Below are 16,048 nucleotides of genomic sequence, written 5' to 3'. Positions count from 1 at the left end.
GCGCCCTCACGGCCGGACCCCCCTACTCACCGCCCGCCCGGGTCCTCATGGCCGCCCCCCGTCGTCACCGCCCGCTCCGCCGTGAACGCCCCCCACGTCCCGTCCGGCAGCCGTGCCCGCAGCCGCACCCGGTGCCCGGCACCGGCCTCCCGCCCCACGTAGAAGCTGTGTGCGGCCCTGTCCCGCGGCGGTGTGCCGCCCCAGACCAGTGAGGTGACCGCCTGCCCGTCGAGCTGGATCTGGTACTCCGTGACGACCCCGTCCACCCGTGGCGGCACCCAGGCCAGGTCGATGTAGTACGCCCCGTCGGCCCGGTGGGTCGTCGCCCGGAAGTCCGCCGGTGCGGTGTCCTGCCCCTCGTCGTCGCCCGGGGCGGTGCGCAGGCGTACGGCCGCGCCTGCGGGCGAGAGGTTGTCGGCCGCGTCCCGTGCCCGGACGGTGAAGGAGTACCGGGTGCCCGGTCGCAGCCCCGTGACGACGGTCGCCGTCTGATTCCCGCCGACGCTGTGGATCTTCACCCCGCCCTGGAAGATGTCGTACGACACCACCTTCCGGTCGTCCGTGGCCGCCGTCCAGGACAGCTGGACGGCCCGGCTCCCGGCCGCCCGGCCCGTGGCGCCGCCCGGCGGGGTCGGGGCCGAGCGGTCCGCCGCGACCGCTGCGGGAGTCGTGGCCCGCACCTCCCGGCTGCGCGGCCCGAGCCGGCCCTCGTCGTCGCGGGCCCGGACGGTGAAGACGTACGCGGTGGAGGGCGTGAGGCGGGTGACGTCGAGCATGTGCGCGGAACCGGGTACGTCACCGACCTTCGTGGTGCCCCGATACACCTCGTAGGCACTGACCCCCGAGAGCGCGTTCCACATCACGTGCACGCTGGTCGCGCTGCCCGCCTCGGCGGTGACCCCCGTCGGCGCGCCCGGCGCCCGCCCCTCGTCGCCGCCGCCCGGTCCGGCGCAGCCGCAGCACAGGGCGAGCATCCATCCGCACAGCACGACGCGTCGCACGGCTTCACCTCCCGGCCCGGCATGGCTGCAATGGTCCGGACCAATATGACGGGCCGACGTGAGCACATCAAGAGGGCGGCGGGGCATCAGGTGACCGAGCGGTCCGGGGCGTTACGTATGCTGGGCTTCCTCTCGGCTGAACTCTCCCTGCCAGACGGGCAGTTCATGCCGGTGGCGCGGGCCGCTGTCGTCGCTGATCCCGCGCCGGCGGGGCGGCCGGGCGGCCGGTGCCGGAAAGGCGCCGTCCCCCGTCCCCCGTCGGATCGTCGGAACAACCGTCCCGCGCGCATATCATCGGAACCACTGCTCCGTACGGCCCTCTCGGGCTGGACCCCGGCCGCGGCCGGCCTCAGATTGGGCCGGGTGTCCGTCCCTGTCCCCGACGAGAGGGCCCCTCAACGTGCGTGTCCAGTCGCTGACGCTGGCCGTGGCCGGTCTCGCCCTGCTGGCCCCCGGCCCCCCGCCCGCCGCCGCGTCCCGGTCCTCCGACGTCCCCCGGAGACCGGTGGCGCGGCAGGAGGGTTCCGTGAGCGCCGCCGAGCTGCTGTCCCGGGTGCGTGACTGCACCCCCGTCTCCCGCGGCCGCTACCGCACCGATGCCGACACCCCCGCCACCATCCCGGTGTGCGCGACCGACGGCACGGTCTTCTGGACGGCCGACATGGACATCGACTGCGACGGGCGGCCAGGCCCGCGCTGCAACAGCATCACCGACCCCGCGTTCTCGCCCGCCACCGCCTTCCAGCAGTCCGACGGCCGCTATCTGAGCGCGGAGAGCCTGCCCTTCATCGTCGTACCGGGTGTGAGCGACATCTGGAACCACCGTGACCACGGAGTGCGCGGCGGGAGCGTCGCGGCCGTCGTGTACCGGGACCGGGTCCAGTACGCCGTCGTGGGTGACGTCGGGCCGCGCGAGATCATCGGGGAGGCCTCGTACGCCGCCGCCGAGGCGCTGGGCATCCGTCCCGACCCGCACAGTGGCGGCGTGGCCTCAGGCGTCACCTACATCGTCTTCAAGGACTCCCGGGCGACCCCCATCGAGAGCCACACGTCGGCCGTCGAGGTCGGGGAGCGGCTGGCGCGGACGTTCGTGGCCGAGGCCGGAGCGGCGCAGGCGGGCGCGGACGGGTGACCTTGGGCGCCGAGCGGCGGCGGCGCACATGGTCCCTCGTGCGCCGCCGCCCGCTGCCGTCAGACCTTCCGGTAGGTGTACGCCTCCCCGGCCGCCGCCTCCACCGCGTCGAGGTCGGCTCCGGTGGACGCCGTGACGACCGCGGCCACCGCGCCCTCCACGAACGGTGCGTCCACCAGGCGTGTGCCGGCGGGGAGTTCGTCGCCTTCGGCGAGCAGCGCCTTCACGGTCAGTACGGCACTTCCGAGGTCGGTGAGAACGGCGATCCCGGCGCCGCGGTCCACCGAGGCGGCAGCGGCGGCGATCAGCTCCGCGCTCGTGCCCAGCTCGCCCGCCTCGGTGCCGCCCGCCGGGGCGACGGGCACGGCGGCGCCGCCGCCCGCGAGACCCCGCGCCAGCTCGGCGACGGAGGCCGCCACCTGCGCGCTGTGCGACACGAGCACGATTCCCACCAGCTTGCCGCCGGCCATCGCCGCGCTCACTCCCCGTTCGCTTCCGCGAGACCCGCGACCAGCAGCGCCGCCGAGGTGGCGCCCGGGTCCTGGTGTCCGATGCTGCGCTCGCCCACATAACTGGCCCGGCCCTTGCGGGCCTGGAGCGGGATGGTGGCGAGGGCGCCCTGCTCGGCAGCGGCCCGTGCCGCCCCGAAGCCGTCCCCGAGGGCGTCCACGGCGGGCACCAGCGCGTCGATCATCGTCTTGTCGCCCGGCGCCGCCCCGCCCAGCCGCATGACCCCGTCGACGCCCGCGCGGAACGCCTGCGCGAACTCCTCCTCGCTCACCTCGGACGCGTCGCCGAGCGCCTTGCCGGTGCCGCGCAGCAGCGTGCCGTACAGCGGTCCGGACGCCCCGCCGACGGTCGAGATGAGCCGGCGTCCGGCGAGGACGAGGACGGCTCCGGGGGTCGTCGGGGGCTCTTTCTCCAGTGCGGCGGTGACGGCGGTGAACCCCCGCTGGAGGTTGCTGCCGTGGTCGGCGTCGCCGATCGGCGAGTCGAGGTCGGTGAGCCGTTCCGCCTCACGGTCGACGGACGCGGCGGTCGCCGTCATCCAACGGCGGAAGAAGTCGGCGTCGAGCACGGGATCTCCTTGCGTGGTCGGTACGTTGATCGCTTGCCCCGCCTGCTTCACATGCCCCAGCGCAGCCCCGGCGTCCGTACGGGCGCGTCCCACAGCCGCAGCAGTTCCTCGTCGACCTGGCACAGGGTCACCGAGGCGCCGGCCATGTCGAGGGACGTCACGTAGTTGCCGACGAGCGTACGGGCGACGGCGACCCCGCGCTCGGCGAGCACCCGGTGGACCTCGGCGTTGAAGCCGTACAGCTCCAGGAGGGGCGTCGCGCCCATGCCGTTGACCAGGACGAGGACCGGGTTGCGCGGCGGCAGGTCCTCCAGCACGGCGTGCACGGCGGCGTCGGCGATCTCGCCGGACGTCATCATGGCCCGCCGTTCCCGGCCCGGCTCGCCGTGAATGCCGATGCCCAGCTCCAGCTCACCCGTGGGCAGGTCGAAGGTCGGGCTGCCCTTGGCCGGTGTGGTGACGGCGCTCAGCGCGACGCCGAAGCTGCGCGAGTTCTCGTTGACCTGCCGGGCGATCGCCTCGACCCGCTCCAACGGCTGGCCCTCGTCGGCGGCGGCCCCCGCGATCTTCTCCACGAACAGCGTCGCGCCGGTGCCGCGCCGCCCCGCCGTGTACAGGCTGTCGGTCACCGCGACGTCATCGTTGACCAGCACCTTCGCGACCTGGATGCCCTCGTCCTCGGCGAGTTCGGCCGCCATGTCGAAGTTGAGCACGTCGCCCGTGTAGTTCTTCACGATGAACAGCACCCCCGCCCCGCTGTCCACGGCCGCGGCGGCGCGCACCATCTGGTCGGGCACGGGAGAGGTGAACACCTCACCGGGACAGGCCGCCGACAGCATCCCCGGCCCGACGAACCCGCCGTGCAGCGGTTCGTGCCCGGATCCGCCCCCGGACACCAGCCCCACCTTCCCCGCCACCGGGGCGTCCCGCCGTACGATCACCCGGTTCTCGACGTCCACCGTCAGTTCGGGATGCGCGGCGGCCATTCCCCGCAGTGCGTCGGCGACCACGGTCTCCGGGACGTTGATCAGCATCTTCATGGGGTACCTCCTGGGAGCTGAGCAGGCATGGTGCGGGACGTGCGCTGACTCGGTGCCGACGTCGGTGACGCCGACGTGTGCCTCCCAGCAGTATCGACCTTGACCAAGCGAAGGTCACGGCCGCAGCCCCTCCGACACGTGGCGCCGGGCGGACCGTCCTCCTCACCGTGCCGCCGGGCTGGATAAGGTCATGAGCATGTCGAACGACTATCCGCCCGCACAGAACCCCTACGGACAGCCCGCCGGGCAGTACGGCGGTGACCCCACCGGGCAGGGCGGCCCCTACGGCCCGCCGGCCGGGACCCAGGGCGGGGCCTACCCGCCGCCCGCGCCCGGGGCCCCGATGCCGGGAGCCCCGGCCGGACCGTACGGAGTTCCCGGCGGGTACGGCGCCTACCCCTACGCGCCCGCACCGACGCCCGTCATGCCCGGCTCGGTGCGTGCCGCACAGATCGTGATCTGGGTGCTGGCGGGGCTGATGCTGCTGATCGTCCTGGTGTGGGGGTTCGGCTCCAGCTCGAGGGAGGCCGGCCGGCTCACCGGTACCAATCTGATGGGCTGGGTGCTGTTCGTCCTGTCGTTCCGGTACCCGACGGCCGGCAACGGGGTGCGGATCACCTCGATCGTCCTGGCCGCCCTGCAGATCGCGCTGTCGTTCGGCGGACTCTCCCGGGGCGACGGGGGCGGAGGGTTCCCGCTGATCGGCGCGATCGTCGTCGTGGTCCTGCTCAACCGGAGCAGCGCGACGCAGTGGTTCCAGCGGCCGCGCGACCCGGCTGCCCCGTACGGCCGTTGACCTCGGACCTGCGGCGGGCGGGACGGCGCGGGCGGCGACGGGAGGGCCGTGTGCCGCCTCAGCCGTCGGTCCGGGACTCCAGCGCGTGCAGGACGGCCACCATGTCCTCGCCGCCGTGGCCCTGTTCGACGGTCTCGGCGTAGAGGGTGTGGCAGACGTCGAGCAGCGGGGACGCCAGGCCGGCCTCGCGGGCGGCCTCCGCGATCAGCCGGTTGTTCTTCAGGACGTCCGCGGCCGCCGCCTGCACGGTGAAGTCGCGGGCCAGCAGTTTGGGCGCCTTCACCCGGGAGACCCCGCTGGCCATCGGGCCCGCGTCCAGGACGTCCCGCAGCAGGCGGCGGTCCAGCCCCTGCCGGTCGGCGAAGTGGAACGCCTCGGCCAGACCGGTGACCAGGGTGATGAGGAACAGGTTCACCGAGAACTTCATCAGCAGCGCGCCAGGTACCCGACCGCACGCGAAGGTCTCGCGGCACAGCGGGGCGAGCAGCGGACGTACGGCCGCCACGGCGTCGTCGTCCCCCGCCAGCATGGCCACCAACTCCCCCTTCTCCGCCGGGACCCGGGAACCGGAGACCGGCGCCTCGACGTAGGAGCCGCCCGCGGCCCGGATGTCGTCCCGCAGCCCGCTGGAGTACTCGGGTGAGGTGGTCCCCATGTGGACGACGGTGTGTCCCGCGACGCGCGCGCCGAAGGCCGGGGTGCCGCGTCCGAGGACCGCGTCGACGGCGGTCTCGTCGGCCAGCATGAGGATCACCGCGCGGGCCCGGTCGAAGACCTCGGCGGGGCTCGCCGCGACGACGGCCCCGGCGGCGCGCAGCGGCTCGCAGCGGCCGGGGGTGCGGTTCCACACGGCGAGAGGCGTTCCGGCGCGGGCGAGGTTGAGGGCCATGGGCTGCCCCATCACCCCGAGGCCGAGGAAACCGACGTACGTCATGTGCTGCCTTTCCTGGCGGCGCCCCTGCCGAGGCGGAGCCATTGCCGTCGCCGTTGCCTTATGCCGCTGCTATGACAGCGGTCATAGTAGTGCCACTCTATGACGGCGGTCATAGAGTGGCACCGGTCCATCGCGACAACGTGGAGGTCGACAGTGGCGCCGTCCGAACGGGGGCCGCGCGAGCGGATGGTCTTCAGCGCGGCCCAGCTCATCCGGCGCGACGGGGTCGCCGCCACCGGCATGCGCGAGGTGGCCGCCCACGCGCGGGCGCCGAGAGGCTCGCTCCAGCACTACTTCCCCGGCGGGAAGGAGCAGTTGGTCAACGAGGCGGTGGGCTGGGCCGGGCGCTACGCGGGCAACCGGGTGGCCCGGTTCCTGGCCGCGTTGCCGGAGCCGACGCCGAGCGGCCTGTTCGACGAGATGGTGCGTCAGTGGACCGACGAGTACGAGTCGGCCGGGTTCGCGGGCGGCTGCCCCGTCGCGGCGGCCACGGTGGACTGCGCCGAGTCCGTCGACTCCACCCGGGAGGCCGCCTCCGCCGCGTTCGCCACCTGGAACGGCGCCGTGGCCGACGCCCTGACCGGCATGGGCGTCCCGCGGGAGCGGGCCGCAGCGCTCGCCACGCTCATGATCGGAGCCCTGGAGGGGGCGATCGTCATCGCCCGCGCCGAGCAGGACGTGCGGGCCCTGACGAGCGTGGCCCGGGAACTGGGCCCGCTCCTCGACGCGGCGGTGAGCCGGGGGAGCTGAACGGGGGGGGCGCTACGGCCGCGCCCCCGCCGTGGCCGACGGCTCCCCGCTCTCGTCGCAGCTCGGCGCCCTGGGCGCGTCCTCCGCGTGCCGGGTCAGCGCGCAGACCGTGCGCAGGGCGACCTTCCAGGTGTCGCCTTGCCGGACCGCCACCCCCGGCCCGCCGGGGTCCAGCGGCACGCCGTCGCGGGTGAGGGTGTAGCCGACGGTGGCGTCCTGGGACGTCGTGAACGCCACGGAGGTCACCGCGGCGCGCAGGCGGCTGCCGAGGCGGTCGGCGAAGAGGTTCTCGATCATCAGGGCGTTCTGGGGTCCGTCCTCGACCACCCCGCTCCGGTCGTCGACGGAGGACTCCGGGTCGAAGAGGGCCGCCCACGCGGCCCGGATGTCGCGCTCGGCCCCGGCCGGGTCCTCGGGCGCCGTACCGGTGGGGGTGGGGGACTGTGCGGTGGGCGGTGGGGAACTGCCGGCCGTGGTCGGTGCCGTGGAGCCGGTGGGCGGCGGTGCCGGTGTCGTCCGCGCCGCGTCGTCACCGTTGCCGCCGCTGTCGCAGGCGCCGATGAGGACGAGAGCGGCGGCGGCCGCCCAGCAGGCCGCACGTCGTGTCGCAGGGGACATGGACTCCCTCCGGGTTGCCGTGGGGCAGCCCTACCCGCAGAGCGCGAAAACATCCCGGCGAGGCCTGGCGAGAGGGCGCTACGGGTGGGCGTGCGCTCCGTCGGCGAGACCGGCGTGGCGGTGCCGCCAGCCGGACCTCACGCGTCGGGCGTCCGTCAGGTGCGGGTGTCCCGCGGGCAGGTCGGCGTGCACATGAGGCGGCGGAGTCGACCACAGCCGTACCGCCGACAGGGAGGCCCCCAGGGCGATCGCGCCCAGAGCGGCCACCGCCCACCCGGGCCCTGCCGTCGCCCCGAGCCAGCCCGCCAGCGGATACGTCAGCAGCCAGCAGCCGTGCGACAGCGAGAACTGCGCGGCGAACGCCGCCGTCCGCGCCCCCTCCGGCGCCGAACGGCGGATGAGCCGCCCGGTCGGCGTGAGCACCATCGCGCAGGCGGCACCGAAGGCGGCCCATACGGCGAGCAGGGCGGGCCACCGCCACCCGCCGCCCTCCGCCGTCGTGACGGCACCGAGTCCGGCGAAGACGACGACGAGCAGCCCGGCCCCGCGCAGCATCACCGTCCGGTCCGGCACCCGGTCCAGCACCCGGGGCAGGAGCAGTGCCACGGTCATCGAACCGGCGCCGTACGCGCCGAGCGCGAGCGGCAGGGCACCTGTCGGCAGGTTCAGCAGATCCCGTACGTAGACGACGGAGTTGACGGTCACCATCGCGCTCGCCGCGGCCACCGCGAGGTTGAGGGCGAGCAGGGCGCGCAGTGCGGGGACGGTGCGGAACAGCCGGGTGCCCGCCGTGGCCCTGGCGTACGCGCCGCACGCCGTCGACGGGCGTGCCGGGGGCAGGACCACGGAGACCACCAGGGCCGCCGAGGCCAGGAAGCCCAACGCCGTACCCGTGAACAGCCAGTTGTAGGTGATGAGGGACAGCAGGGCCGCCGCCAGCGCCGGTGAGAACAGGCTCTCCAGGTCGTACGCGAGCCGGGACATCGACAGCGCCCGCGTGTAGTCGCGCTCCTCGGGCAGCACGTCGGGGACGACGGCCTGGAAGGCCGGTGTGAACGCGGCCGAGGCGGACTGGAGCAGGAAGACCAGGACGTACACCTGCCACAGCTGGTCGACGAAGGGGAGCAGCAGGGCGACCCCGGCGCGGGTGAGGTCCGCCGTCAGCATGAGGGCCCTGCGCGGCAGACCGTCGGCCAGCGCGCCCACCGCCGGGGCGATCACCACGTACGCGGCCATCTTGATCGCGAGCGCGGTGCCGAGCACCGAACCGGCGTCGGAGCCCGCCATGTCGTACGCCAGCAGCCCGAGGGCCACGGTCGCCAGTCCGGTGCCGACCAGGGCGACGACCTGGGCGGCGAAGAGATGGCGGTAGGTGCGGTTGCGCAGGACGGCGAGCATACGGTCGGCTCCCTCGGCGGCGCGGTCCCTGTCGGTGCCCCGAGTGTAACTGTCATGTGCGCATCTGTGCACATGTTGAAGTGAAGGTCGGCCGTTCCCTCGCGCTCACGATCCCGGCCGCCCGGACGTATCTCGGACGGATGGCTCTAGGCTGGCCCCATGTCCGACAGCCACCCCATCTCACCTGCGGCCGATGTGCACCTGCGGGCCCCGGACAGTGCGCGGCTCGCCGAGGCGACCGGGGTGTTCGCGATGCTCTCGGACACCACCCGGCTGCATCTGCTGTGGCTGCTCGCGCAGGGCGAGTCGGACGTCGGCTCACTCACCGAACGCTGCGGAGCCTCCCGCACGGCGGTCAGCCAGCACCTCGGGAAGCTGCGGCTCGCCGGGCTCGTGGACACCCGCCGCGAGGGCCGGCACATCCACTACCGGCTCAGCGACGGCCATCTGCGGCGCCTGGTCCTGGAGGCGCTGAGCCACGCGGACCACCGGGTGAGCGGCAAGGCGCCACACGGCTGAGCCCGACAGGCCGAGGGCCCTCGCGCGCTTGCCTGCGAGGGCTCTCGGACATGCGGACCGCTAGTCCCGCGCGGCGCTCCGGCGGCGGACGAGGAACACCGCGGCGGCGACCGCGACGAGGACCGCGGCGACGATGCCGGCCCAGGCGCCTCCGGACAGGCCGCCGTCGTCCTTCTTCGCGGTGTCGGCCGCCTGCGGGGAGGGGTCGACGGGGGTCTCCTCGGCCGCCGGAGTCGGGGCGGCGGAAGCGCCGGCCGGGGCGCTGGGGGAGGGACTGACGGTCCGCGCGCCGGGAGCGGCGGCCTTCAGCTTCAGGACGGGCGCCGGGTTGCCGTGCCCGTGGTCGTCGCCGGACCCGCCCAGCTCGATCCAGCGGTCGATCTTGCCGTCGCCGTACGTCTGGACCGTCTTGAACGCCAGCTCCTTGGCGTCAGGCAACTGCCGTACCAGGACCGAGTGTTCGACGTCCCCGCCGACCTTGACGGCCGGACCCTTGACGCTGTAGCCGTCGGCGGTGGTGGTGAACTTCCAGCCCGCCGGGCCCTCGCCGTAGGTCACGTCGGCGGGCTCGATGCCCTGTGGAAGGACCACGCGCAGCTCGGTGATGCCGGCGGTGGCGGACTCCGACTCGGCCACGAAGGTGAGCCGGACGTTCTGGGCGAGGGCCTGCGCGCCGGGCGACTCGACCTCTACATGGGCGGCGGCCGGAACTGCGGTCAGCAGGACGGCCGTTGTCGCGGCGGCCACGGCAAGGGTCAGGCGCCGCGCGCCGCGCGGCAGGGTGATGCGGGACATGGGGGTCTCCAGGCATGAGCGGGTGGCGGGGCGCCGGACCGTACGGCTGATGCCGAACCGGTGCCCGAGCGAAGTCACTTGACGACAGCGGACCTCGTCCCGGGGGGGACCTCGCCGGACCAGCGCGTACGCGAGCACCGGCCCGAAGGCCGGCAGCCGGTCACCCTCCGCCGCCACGACCGCGACCGGCACACCGAGCCCCGAAGAACCGACGTGGCGCGTGGCCCCGAGGAGCAGACGCGCGCGTACGGCGTCGAGTGCGGCCGTCAGTCCGCGGGCCAGCGCCCAGCACGCCGTGTCCGCGCGGTGCAGGAGAACGGCGGCTCCCACCGCGACCAGGGCGTGGGCCGCCGTCATGGCCAGGGAGTCGTGCAGCCGCCCGGACCAGGCCGCGTGGGTGCCGTACGGGTCGTGGACGTGCGCGGCGGGCGACGCCCGTGGGTGTCCGGTGTGCGCCAGCCACTGGTGCAGCCCCGACTGGGCGAGGACGCTCACGACGACGACCGTGGCCGGACGCCGCGGGCGGCGGTCGCCGGCCAGCCCCAGACCGAACAGCACGGCGGCCGCGGTCGCGCCCTGCGCCCACGGAACCGGCCGCTCCGCGAGCAGTTGGTGGGCGCCGGTCCCCAACACCGTCCCGACGACGGCGAACACCGCGGCCCGCAGGACGGGCAGCGGCGGGCGGGGTGTCGTCAGGGTCAGGTCCATGGCCCGCTCATCATGCGGCATCGCCCGTGCGGTCGGCGTTCGGCTCGGGAAAAGACGCTGATCGGGAGGGTGGCGGGCGGCGACGGGTCCGTACGATGGAAGGTTCGTGACGCGCGTGGCCGCGGAAGGGAGACAGGGCGTGACCGATCACCGGCGTCCCCGGCGACGGGGGCAGGGCGAGCTGGAGGCTCAGGTGCTGTCCGTCCTGCGCGAGGCGGACGGGCCCGCGACGGCCGGCTGGGTGCAGGAGCGGCTCGGCGCGGACCTGGCGTACACGACGGTGATCACGATCCTGACCCGCCTCCTCGCCAAAGGAGCGGTGACGCGGGAGCGGGCCGGCCGGTCCTTCGTGTGGACGCCGGTGTCCGACCAGGCCGGACTCGCCGCGCACCGGATGCGCCGGCTCCTCGACGGCGAGACCGAGCGCGAGGCGGTGCTCGCCAGCTTCGTCACCTCCCTCGAACCCGCCGACGCACGGCTCCTGCGCGACCTGCTCGGCCGGGCGAAGGACGAAGAGGAAGGCTGAGACCCCATGGGGGTGTTGGGCCACCTGCTCCTGACGGCCTGGTCTGTCGCCGGCACGACTGCCTGCTCGGTCTTGCCGCCGTCGCCGTCAGCGCCGCTGATGACGATGACGATGCCGGGAAGGTGAACAACCTTCCCGGACCGGCCGTATCCCTGGGCAGTCGTACGCCCGGCCGCCGACGAGGCCGGGTCCAGCCCGGGACCGGAATACGGAGAGGCACGTGTCACAGCAGACGCGGCGAGGACACACCGGCCGCACCCCCAGCACCGCCCGTCTCCTGCGGGGCGCGGCCCTCGCCGGAGGCCTGACCCTGCTCTCCCTCGCCACGGCCTGTGGCGGGGGCGGCTCGGAGGAGGTCGCCATGAACAGCGACCCGGCGAAGATCTCCGCCGCCCCCGCGGCCGGGGTCGTGGCCCCGGCGAAGGTCGAGGTGATCGCCGGCCTCACCGGTTGCGAGGCCGACATCCGCATCGAGGCCGACGAACTGCGCCAGGGCGCGTGCACCACCGCGGACGGCGGCTACCTCATCACCACGTTCCCGGAGGAGGAGCTCAAGGAGACCTGGCTGGACTCCGCGAGCGTGTACGGCGGCACGTACCTGGTCGGCACCCGCTGGGTGGTGAGCGCCGAGCCCGAGCTGCTGGAGAGGTTCCGCGGCAGACTCGGGGGGACGGTACGGGAGTTGCGGGGAATCGGACCGGAACCCGGCGCCAGTGCGTCGTAGTGGCGGGTACGGACCGGTCAGGCCCGCAGCGGATTGACGCGAGCCGCCGCCAGCAGGTACCAGGCGGTCGCGCCGGCGTGCCGGTAGGGGTAGTAACCGAAGCCGAAACCGGTGTCGAGAGGGCTGCTCGCCGAGACGACACCGGAGCCGGCGGCGACCGGTGTGCCGCCGAGGGTCTGGCCGTTGCCGAGCAGGTCCTGTGCCCGCTCGACCGAGGTGAGCAGCCGCCGGGCGTGGGCCTCGTCGCCCGGGGCGTGCCGGTCGCGCAGGGCGAGCGCCAGATGGGCCGTGCCCTCGAACCACACGCCGTTACGGTCCGGCTTGGGCTGCCCGTCCGCGATCGGGGCGTCCTCGTTCGCCAGGAGACTCGCGGAACTGAAGGTGACCCCCTCGTACGACTGGCCCGCCGGCACCGTGCTGTTGCGCCGGTCCGCCGAGTCCAGGACGGCCAGTTCGGTCCTGGCCCAGTCCAGTGACCGGGAGTGGGTGCGGGAGGAGAGCGCCAGGTGGGTCCAGGTCTGGGTGTCCTCCGGGACCGGGGACCTGTTGACCGTGACACCGTCGTTGGTGCCGGTGTAGAAGAAGCCGCCGGACGGCTCCCACATGGCCTCGACGAAGGCCACGGCCCGCGCCCGCCGCTCCCACCACACCCGGTCCCCGGTGAGCCGGGCGAGCCGGCCGAAGAGACAGATCAGGTCGGTGTTGTGCTCGGTCGAGCTGAACGGCAGTGGCTCGTCGGCCCCGTTGACGCCGAACTTGTAACCACCGAGGGGCTGGTCGGTACGGCCGACGCGGTCGATCCACTCGCCGATCCGCACGGCACCGAGGAGGAAGCGGTCACGGCCGGTCCGCTTGGCGAGTGCGGCGAGCGCGATACCGGCCCAGGCCATGTCGCCCACGGCCGTCCCCGTGAAGCCGAACTGCGTGCCCACGTTGGCCGTGCCGTCCGCCCGCACGAACCCGTCCGGCTGCGGCGAACCGTCGTAGAACGTGTACGGCCCCACGTTGTAGGCCTGCCGCAGCCGGCCGTCGTCGTACACCGGGTCGTGGACCTGCGCGTACAGGAGCGCGTCGCCGAGAGCCACGGCACGGGACAGCCCGTCCGCGGTGCGGGACGCGAGCGCCGCGAGAACGGACAGGGCGTTGTCGTAGGTGAAAGCGGTGCTGAACAGGCCGGCCTGATCGGTGTAGCTCTGCGCCAGCCGGACGGTGCCGTGCTGCGGATAGGCGTCCATGGCGGCGGCGAGGAAGGCGTACGCCCGTCGCTCCGGAGAAGCCGGCGCCGCCGCGTACGCCGCGCCGGACCCACCCGAGGTGAGCACTGCCGCGCCGACACCGAGGCCGGTCCCGATGAGCGCACGACGACTGAACGCCGGGCCTTGGCTGCCGGTCATGGATCTCCTTGAGGGATGCGGGATGCGGGAGGTGTGCTGCGGGAGGTGCTGCGGCTTGGAGCATGAAAGGTTTGAGAGCGCTCTCAAGCGCGTGTCGGCCCATTCTGCTGCGAGGCCCCGGCGGGGTCAACGTCCGCGTCCGAAGGACCGGTTGAGCAGACAGAGGCGGCCGCACCGCCTCGCGGGCGCACCGGCACCGCCGCTCACCGACAGCTCCGCCGGGGCTTGTTCGCCGCCGCCGCCATGGCGCATGCTGCCTCCGGCGGTCAGATGAGCGAATCGGTGAGCCGGGAGGCATGCGGTGGACGACGGCGTCGCGCGGACGATGTGGGCACGGTTCGAACTGGTCCACGACCTGGTCTACTTCGCCCCCGAGGTCCACCTGGCGGCCGGCGAACTCGGCATGCGCGGCTTCTGGATGGGCTACTTCGCGTTCCGCGCGGCGCCCCTGGGCCCCGTTCCCGCCTCCGTCGTGACCAGCTCCTTCTACGTCTTCCACCCCGACCGTGTGGCGCGTGCCGTCCCCGACGCCTGGGGACACGCCGGTCCGGCCGATGTCCTCGCCGCGCGCGAGCGGGCCATGGACGCCGCGATGACCCGCGTGTTCGGGGCGGACACGGTCGGCTCCGCCGCGATGGCCGAGGCGGCCGACCTCGCCTGGGAGGCGGCGCAGGGCGCCGACACGGCGGGACGCGTCCTCGGCGCCGCCAACCAGGCCCTCCCGCGCCCGGCACAGCCCCACGTCAGGCTCTGGCAGGCGGTGACCACCCTGCGCGAACACCGAGGCGACGGACACATCGCCGTGCTCGTCGGCCACGGCCTGGGCCCGGTCGCCGCGATGGTGCTGAAGTGCGCGGCGGGGGAGTCGGACGAGGAACTGCTGCGGCAGACCCGCAAGTGGGACCTCGCCGCATGGCGGGCGGCGCAGGCCGGACTGAGCGACCGCGGCTGGCTCACCGACGACGGCCGGCTCACCCCCGCCGGGACGGCCGCCCACGCGGCCGTCGAAGCCGGGACGGACACCGCGGCGGCCGCCCCCTGGACGGCACTGGGGCCCGACGCCACCTCCCGCCTCGGCCACCTCCTCGCGCCGCTGGCCCGCACCGTCCGCGAGTCGGGCCTCCTCCCGGAGGGCAACCCGGTGGGGCTCCCCGACGCGACGGCGACGGCCGACGGCGAGGCGGCCGCGCTGGGAGGTCCTCCCGTCCGAGCTGCCCGGCCGTGATGTCGGCGGCGGCTGCTGGAAGGTGACGGCGACACCTTCCCATGAGGAACTCCTCTCCCTGATCGAGGACCGCTCGGCCGCCCTGCCCGAGGCCGTCGCCGCCGCGCCCGGCCTCGGCACGCACGTGCCCGGCTGCCCGGACTGGTCCCTGCCGGGCATGTGCGGGACATGGCCGGGCATCTCATCCGGGTGCAGCACTTCCGAGCCGCCGCCGTGGCGGCCGGACCGCGCGAACAGCCACCCACGGTCGGCGAGCCCCCGGCAGAACCGCTCCCGGCGACCGTGGCACTGGTCGCCGCGCTGCGTGGGGCCGGGCCCGAGGCGCGATGCTGGGCCTGGTGGGGAGCCTCGGGGAGCCCATGACGGCCGGCCGCGGTGGCCCGCCACCAGGAGGGGAAGGCCCCGGTCCACGCCTACGACGCCCAGCTCACCGTGGGCGGCCGCGGCCGCTGTCCACCGCCGCCTGGCCGCACGACCCCGCGCGGATCGGCCTTCACACCACCGAGGGGCCGTCCTGGCTCCTCGACCTCACTCCCACCGGCGTCCGCCTGCTCGACGGTCCGGCGACCGCGGGCGAACGGGTGTACGGCTCCGCGAGCGACGTGCTCCTCGCCCTCAACGGCCGGCTCCCGCTGGACCGCCTGCGCCGGAGTGCCCCCGCGCCCGTCCTGGAGGGGTTCCTCGATTGACCGTCGCTGGGCTGAGCGGTCCGGGTGGTCTGGGTGGTCTGAGCGGTCTGGGTGGTCTGGGTGGTCTGGGTGGTCTCGGGCGGCCTCCCTACCCGCCGCGACGCCGCCCGCCCCGACTCAGTACCCTCCGCAGTATGCGGATCTCCGTTTCCTCCGACATGGACGAGCCCGTCGCCCGCGCGCTCGTCGCTGAGCTGCGTGGACGTGGTCACGACGTGGTGCCGCACGGCGCCCTGCGGCCCGGGTCGGACCCCCAGTGGGCGGTGTGCTCGGAGGCGGCGGCCCGAGAGGTCGCCGACGGGACCTCGGAGCAGGCCGTGGTGTGCTGCTGGACCGGCACGGGCGCGTCCATCGCCGCGAACAAGGTGCCCGGCGTCCGCGCGGCCCTGTGCACCGACGCCTCTACGGCCGACGGCGCCCGCCGCTGGAACGACGCGAACGTCCTCGCTCTCAGCCTGCGCCTGACCTCCGAGCCGCTGCTGAAGGAGATCCTCGACGCCTGGTTCGCCGCCGAGGCCAGCGAGGACGCCGAGGACCGCGCCAACGTCCTGCACGTCGACCGCATCGGCCGAGACGGGGACGCGTCGGTTTCCTGACGACCGCTGCCGTCGTCCACCGACGCGGGGCCCGCACCGGCCCAGAAGGTGTAGCCGCAGTCGGGAGTCTGGGGCCGCCCCCCGTTCGGAAGACCCGGTGCTGGTCCCGGTGGCCGTTGGCCGGT

At 74.2% G+C, this 16,048-nt stretch carries 18 protein-coding genes; 9 read left to right on the top strand and 9 right to left on the bottom strand.

What is annotated here, in order from left to right; all coding sequences use genetic code 11:
- Window positions 1-26: 26 nt before the first annotated feature.
- Entirely contained in the window at window positions 27-974 is a 948-nt protein-coding gene (locus ACFWJX_RS17955; RefSeq protein WP_383244025.1) for a fibronectin type III domain-containing protein, read from the bottom strand.
- A gap of 427 nt (window positions 975-1,401) precedes the next feature.
- Between ACFWJX_RS17955 and ACFWJX_RS17950 the strand changes: the two genes are divergently transcribed.
- On the top strand, window positions 1,402-2,133 hold the full coding sequence (locus ACFWJX_RS17950) for a glycoside hydrolase family 75 protein (protein WP_383243579.1): 732 nt from the start codon (window positions 1,402-1,404) through the stop codon (window positions 2,131-2,133).
- Window positions 2,134-2,192: 59 nt separating this feature from the next.
- On the opposite strand, the gene ACFWJX_RS17945 is transcribed toward ACFWJX_RS17950, so the two are convergent.
- The 3 genes from ACFWJX_RS17945 to dhaK are packed head-to-tail and all read right to left on the bottom strand — an operon-like array spanning window position 2,193 to window position 4,251.
- Complete coding sequence (locus ACFWJX_RS17945; RefSeq protein ID WP_383243576.1) at window positions 2,193-2,603, bottom strand: PTS-dependent dihydroxyacetone kinase phosphotransferase subunit DhaM; 411 nt, start codon at window positions 2,601-2,603, stop codon at window positions 2,193-2,195.
- 8 nt (window positions 2,604-2,611) lie between these two features.
- Window positions 2,612-3,211: a dihydroxyacetone kinase subunit DhaL gene (dhaL, locus tag ACFWJX_RS17940; protein ID WP_383243573.1), complete on the bottom strand. Its 600-nt coding sequence runs from the start codon at window positions 3,209-3,211 to the stop codon at window positions 2,612-2,614.
- A gap of 47 nt (window positions 3,212-3,258) precedes the next feature.
- Window positions 3,259-4,251, bottom strand: a complete 993-nt coding sequence (gene dhaK / locus ACFWJX_RS17935) for a dihydroxyacetone kinase subunit DhaK (RefSeq protein WP_383243570.1) — start codon at window positions 4,249-4,251, stop codon at window positions 3,259-3,261.
- A gap of 196 nt (window positions 4,252-4,447) precedes the next feature.
- Between dhaK and ACFWJX_RS17930 the strand changes: the two genes are divergently transcribed.
- On the top strand, window positions 4,448-5,047 hold the full coding sequence (locus ACFWJX_RS17930; RefSeq protein WP_383243567.1) for a hypothetical protein: 600 nt from the start codon (window positions 4,448-4,450) through the stop codon (window positions 5,045-5,047).
- 58 nt (window positions 5,048-5,105) lie between these two features.
- On the opposite strand, the gene ACFWJX_RS17925 is transcribed toward ACFWJX_RS17930, so the two are convergent.
- Window positions 5,106-5,981 carry an NAD(P)-dependent oxidoreductase gene (locus ACFWJX_RS17925; RefSeq protein WP_383243564.1) on the bottom strand — a complete coding sequence of 292 codons (876 nt, stop codon included), beginning with the start codon at window positions 5,979-5,981 and terminating at the stop codon, window positions 5,106-5,108.
- Between the two features lie 186 nt (window positions 5,982-6,167).
- Between ACFWJX_RS17925 and ACFWJX_RS17920 the strand changes: the two genes are divergently transcribed.
- Window positions 6,168-6,731 carry a TetR/AcrR family transcriptional regulator gene (locus ACFWJX_RS17920; RefSeq protein WP_383244022.1) on the top strand — a complete coding sequence of 188 codons (564 nt, stop codon included), beginning with the start codon at window positions 6,168-6,170 and terminating at the stop codon, window positions 6,729-6,731.
- A 12-nt stretch (window positions 6,732-6,743) separates the two neighbouring features.
- On the opposite strand, the gene ACFWJX_RS17915 is transcribed toward ACFWJX_RS17920, so the two are convergent.
- Together ACFWJX_RS17915 and ACFWJX_RS17910 are read right to left on the bottom strand one after the other, a co-directional pair.
- The gene (locus tag ACFWJX_RS17915) at window positions 6,744-7,349 is read right to left on the bottom strand and encodes a hypothetical protein (RefSeq protein ID WP_383243561.1); all 606 of its coding nucleotides are present in this window, start codon (window positions 7,347-7,349) and stop codon (window positions 6,744-6,746) included.
- Window positions 7,350-7,427: 78 nt separating this feature from the next.
- Window positions 7,428-8,747: an MFS transporter gene (locus tag ACFWJX_RS17910; RefSeq protein WP_383243558.1), complete on the bottom strand. Its 1,320-nt coding sequence runs from the start codon at window positions 8,745-8,747 to the stop codon at window positions 7,428-7,430.
- Between the two features lie 159 nt (window positions 8,748-8,906).
- Here ACFWJX_RS17910 and ACFWJX_RS17905 point away from each other — a divergent pair, with 159 nt between their 5' ends.
- The gene (locus ACFWJX_RS17905; RefSeq protein ID WP_383243555.1) at window positions 8,907-9,266 is read left to right on the top strand and encodes an ArsR/SmtB family transcription factor; all 360 of its coding nucleotides are present in this window, start codon (window positions 8,907-8,909) and stop codon (window positions 9,264-9,266) included.
- A 60-nt stretch (window positions 9,267-9,326) separates the two neighbouring features.
- On the opposite strand, the gene ACFWJX_RS17900 is transcribed toward ACFWJX_RS17905, so the two are convergent.
- Entirely contained in the window at window positions 9,327-10,769 is a 1,443-nt protein-coding gene (locus ACFWJX_RS17900) for a DUF1775 domain-containing protein (protein ID WP_383243553.1), read from the bottom strand.
- Window positions 10,770-10,908: 139 nt separating this feature from the next.
- Between ACFWJX_RS17900 and ACFWJX_RS17895 the strand changes: the two genes are divergently transcribed.
- Window positions 10,909-11,295, top strand: a complete 387-nt coding sequence (locus ACFWJX_RS17895; protein WP_383243550.1) for a BlaI/MecI/CopY family transcriptional regulator — start codon at window positions 10,909-10,911, stop codon at window positions 11,293-11,295.
- A gap of 220 nt (window positions 11,296-11,515) precedes the next feature.
- Window positions 11,516-12,019: a hypothetical protein gene (locus ACFWJX_RS17890; RefSeq protein ID WP_383243547.1), complete on the top strand. Its 504-nt coding sequence runs from the start codon at window positions 11,516-11,518 to the stop codon at window positions 12,017-12,019.
- Window positions 12,020-12,036: 17 nt separating this feature from the next.
- On the opposite strand, the gene ACFWJX_RS17885 is transcribed toward ACFWJX_RS17890, so the two are convergent.
- Window positions 12,037-13,413: a Tat pathway signal sequence domain protein gene (locus ACFWJX_RS17885; RefSeq protein ID WP_383243544.1), complete on the bottom strand. Its 1,377-nt coding sequence runs from the start codon at window positions 13,411-13,413 to the stop codon at window positions 12,037-12,039.
- 301 nt (window positions 13,414-13,714) lie between these two features.
- Between ACFWJX_RS17885 and ACFWJX_RS17880 the strand changes: the two genes are divergently transcribed.
- From ACFWJX_RS17880 to ACFWJX_RS17870, 3 genes are all read left to right on the top strand, one after another.
- Window positions 13,715-14,638 carry a hypothetical protein gene (locus ACFWJX_RS17880; RefSeq protein ID WP_383243542.1) on the top strand — a complete coding sequence of 308 codons (924 nt, stop codon included), beginning with the start codon at window positions 13,715-13,717 and terminating at the stop codon, window positions 14,636-14,638.
- Between the two features lie 359 nt (window positions 14,639-14,997).
- Entirely contained in the window at window positions 14,998-15,327 is a 330-nt protein-coding gene (locus ACFWJX_RS17875; protein WP_383243539.1) for a hypothetical protein, read from the top strand.
- 134 nt (window positions 15,328-15,461) lie between these two features.
- Complete coding sequence (locus ACFWJX_RS17870) at window positions 15,462-15,923, top strand: RpiB/LacA/LacB family sugar-phosphate isomerase (protein WP_383243536.1); 462 nt, start codon at window positions 15,462-15,464, stop codon at window positions 15,921-15,923.
- Window positions 15,924-16,048 lie beyond the last annotated feature (125 nt).

This window comes from Streptomyces sp. NPDC058335, from assembly GCF_042723915.1.
Lineage (GTDB): Bacteria > Actinomycetota > Actinomycetes > Streptomycetales > Streptomycetaceae > Streptomyces.
The sequence above is the reverse complement of the archived record's forward strand: the minus strand, read 5'-3'. Positions and strand labels throughout refer to the sequence as shown.

Coding starts and splice junctions, on each gene's coding strand:
- ACFWJX_RS17870 (WP_383243536.1), top strand. CDS start 15,462: ATGCGGATCTCCGTTTCCTCCGACATGGACGAGCCCGTCGCCCGCGCG.
- ACFWJX_RS17885 (WP_383243544.1), bottom strand. CDS start 13,413: ATGACCGGCAGCCAAGGCCCGGCGTTCAGTCGTCGTGCGCTCATCGGG.
- ACFWJX_RS17900 (WP_383243553.1), bottom strand. CDS start 10,769: ATGGACCTGACCCTGACGACACCCCGCCCGCCGCTGCCCGTCCTGCGG.
- ACFWJX_RS17915 (WP_383243561.1), bottom strand. CDS start 7,349: ATGTCCCCTGCGACACGACGTGCGGCCTGCTGGGCGGCCGCCGCCGCT.
- ACFWJX_RS17925 (WP_383243564.1), bottom strand. CDS start 5,981: ATGACGTACGTCGGTTTCCTCGGCCTCGGGGTGATGGGGCAGCCCATG.
- ACFWJX_RS17955 (WP_383244025.1), bottom strand. CDS start 974: ATGCTCGCCCTGTGCTGCGGCTGCGCCGGACCGGGCGGCGGCGACGAG.
- ACFWJX_RS17945 (WP_383243576.1), bottom strand. CDS start 2,603: ATGGCCGGCGGCAAGCTGGTGGGAATCGTGCTCGTGTCGCACAGCGCG.
- ACFWJX_RS17930 (WP_383243567.1), top strand. CDS start 4,448: ATGTCGAACGACTATCCGCCCGCACAGAACCCCTACGGACAGCCCGCC.
- ACFWJX_RS17905 (WP_383243555.1), top strand. CDS start 8,907: ATGTCCGACAGCCACCCCATCTCACCTGCGGCCGATGTGCACCTGCGG.
- dhaK (WP_383243570.1), bottom strand. CDS start 4,251: ATGAAGATGCTGATCAACGTCCCGGAGACCGTGGTCGCCGACGCACTG.
- ACFWJX_RS17875 (WP_383243539.1), top strand. CDS start 14,998: ATGACGGCCGGCCGCGGTGGCCCGCCACCAGGAGGGGAAGGCCCCGGT.
- ACFWJX_RS17920 (WP_383244022.1), top strand. CDS start 6,168: ATGGTCTTCAGCGCGGCCCAGCTCATCCGGCGCGACGGGGTCGCCGCC.
- ACFWJX_RS17910 (WP_383243558.1), bottom strand. CDS start 8,747: ATGCTCGCCGTCCTGCGCAACCGCACCTACCGCCATCTCTTCGCCGCC.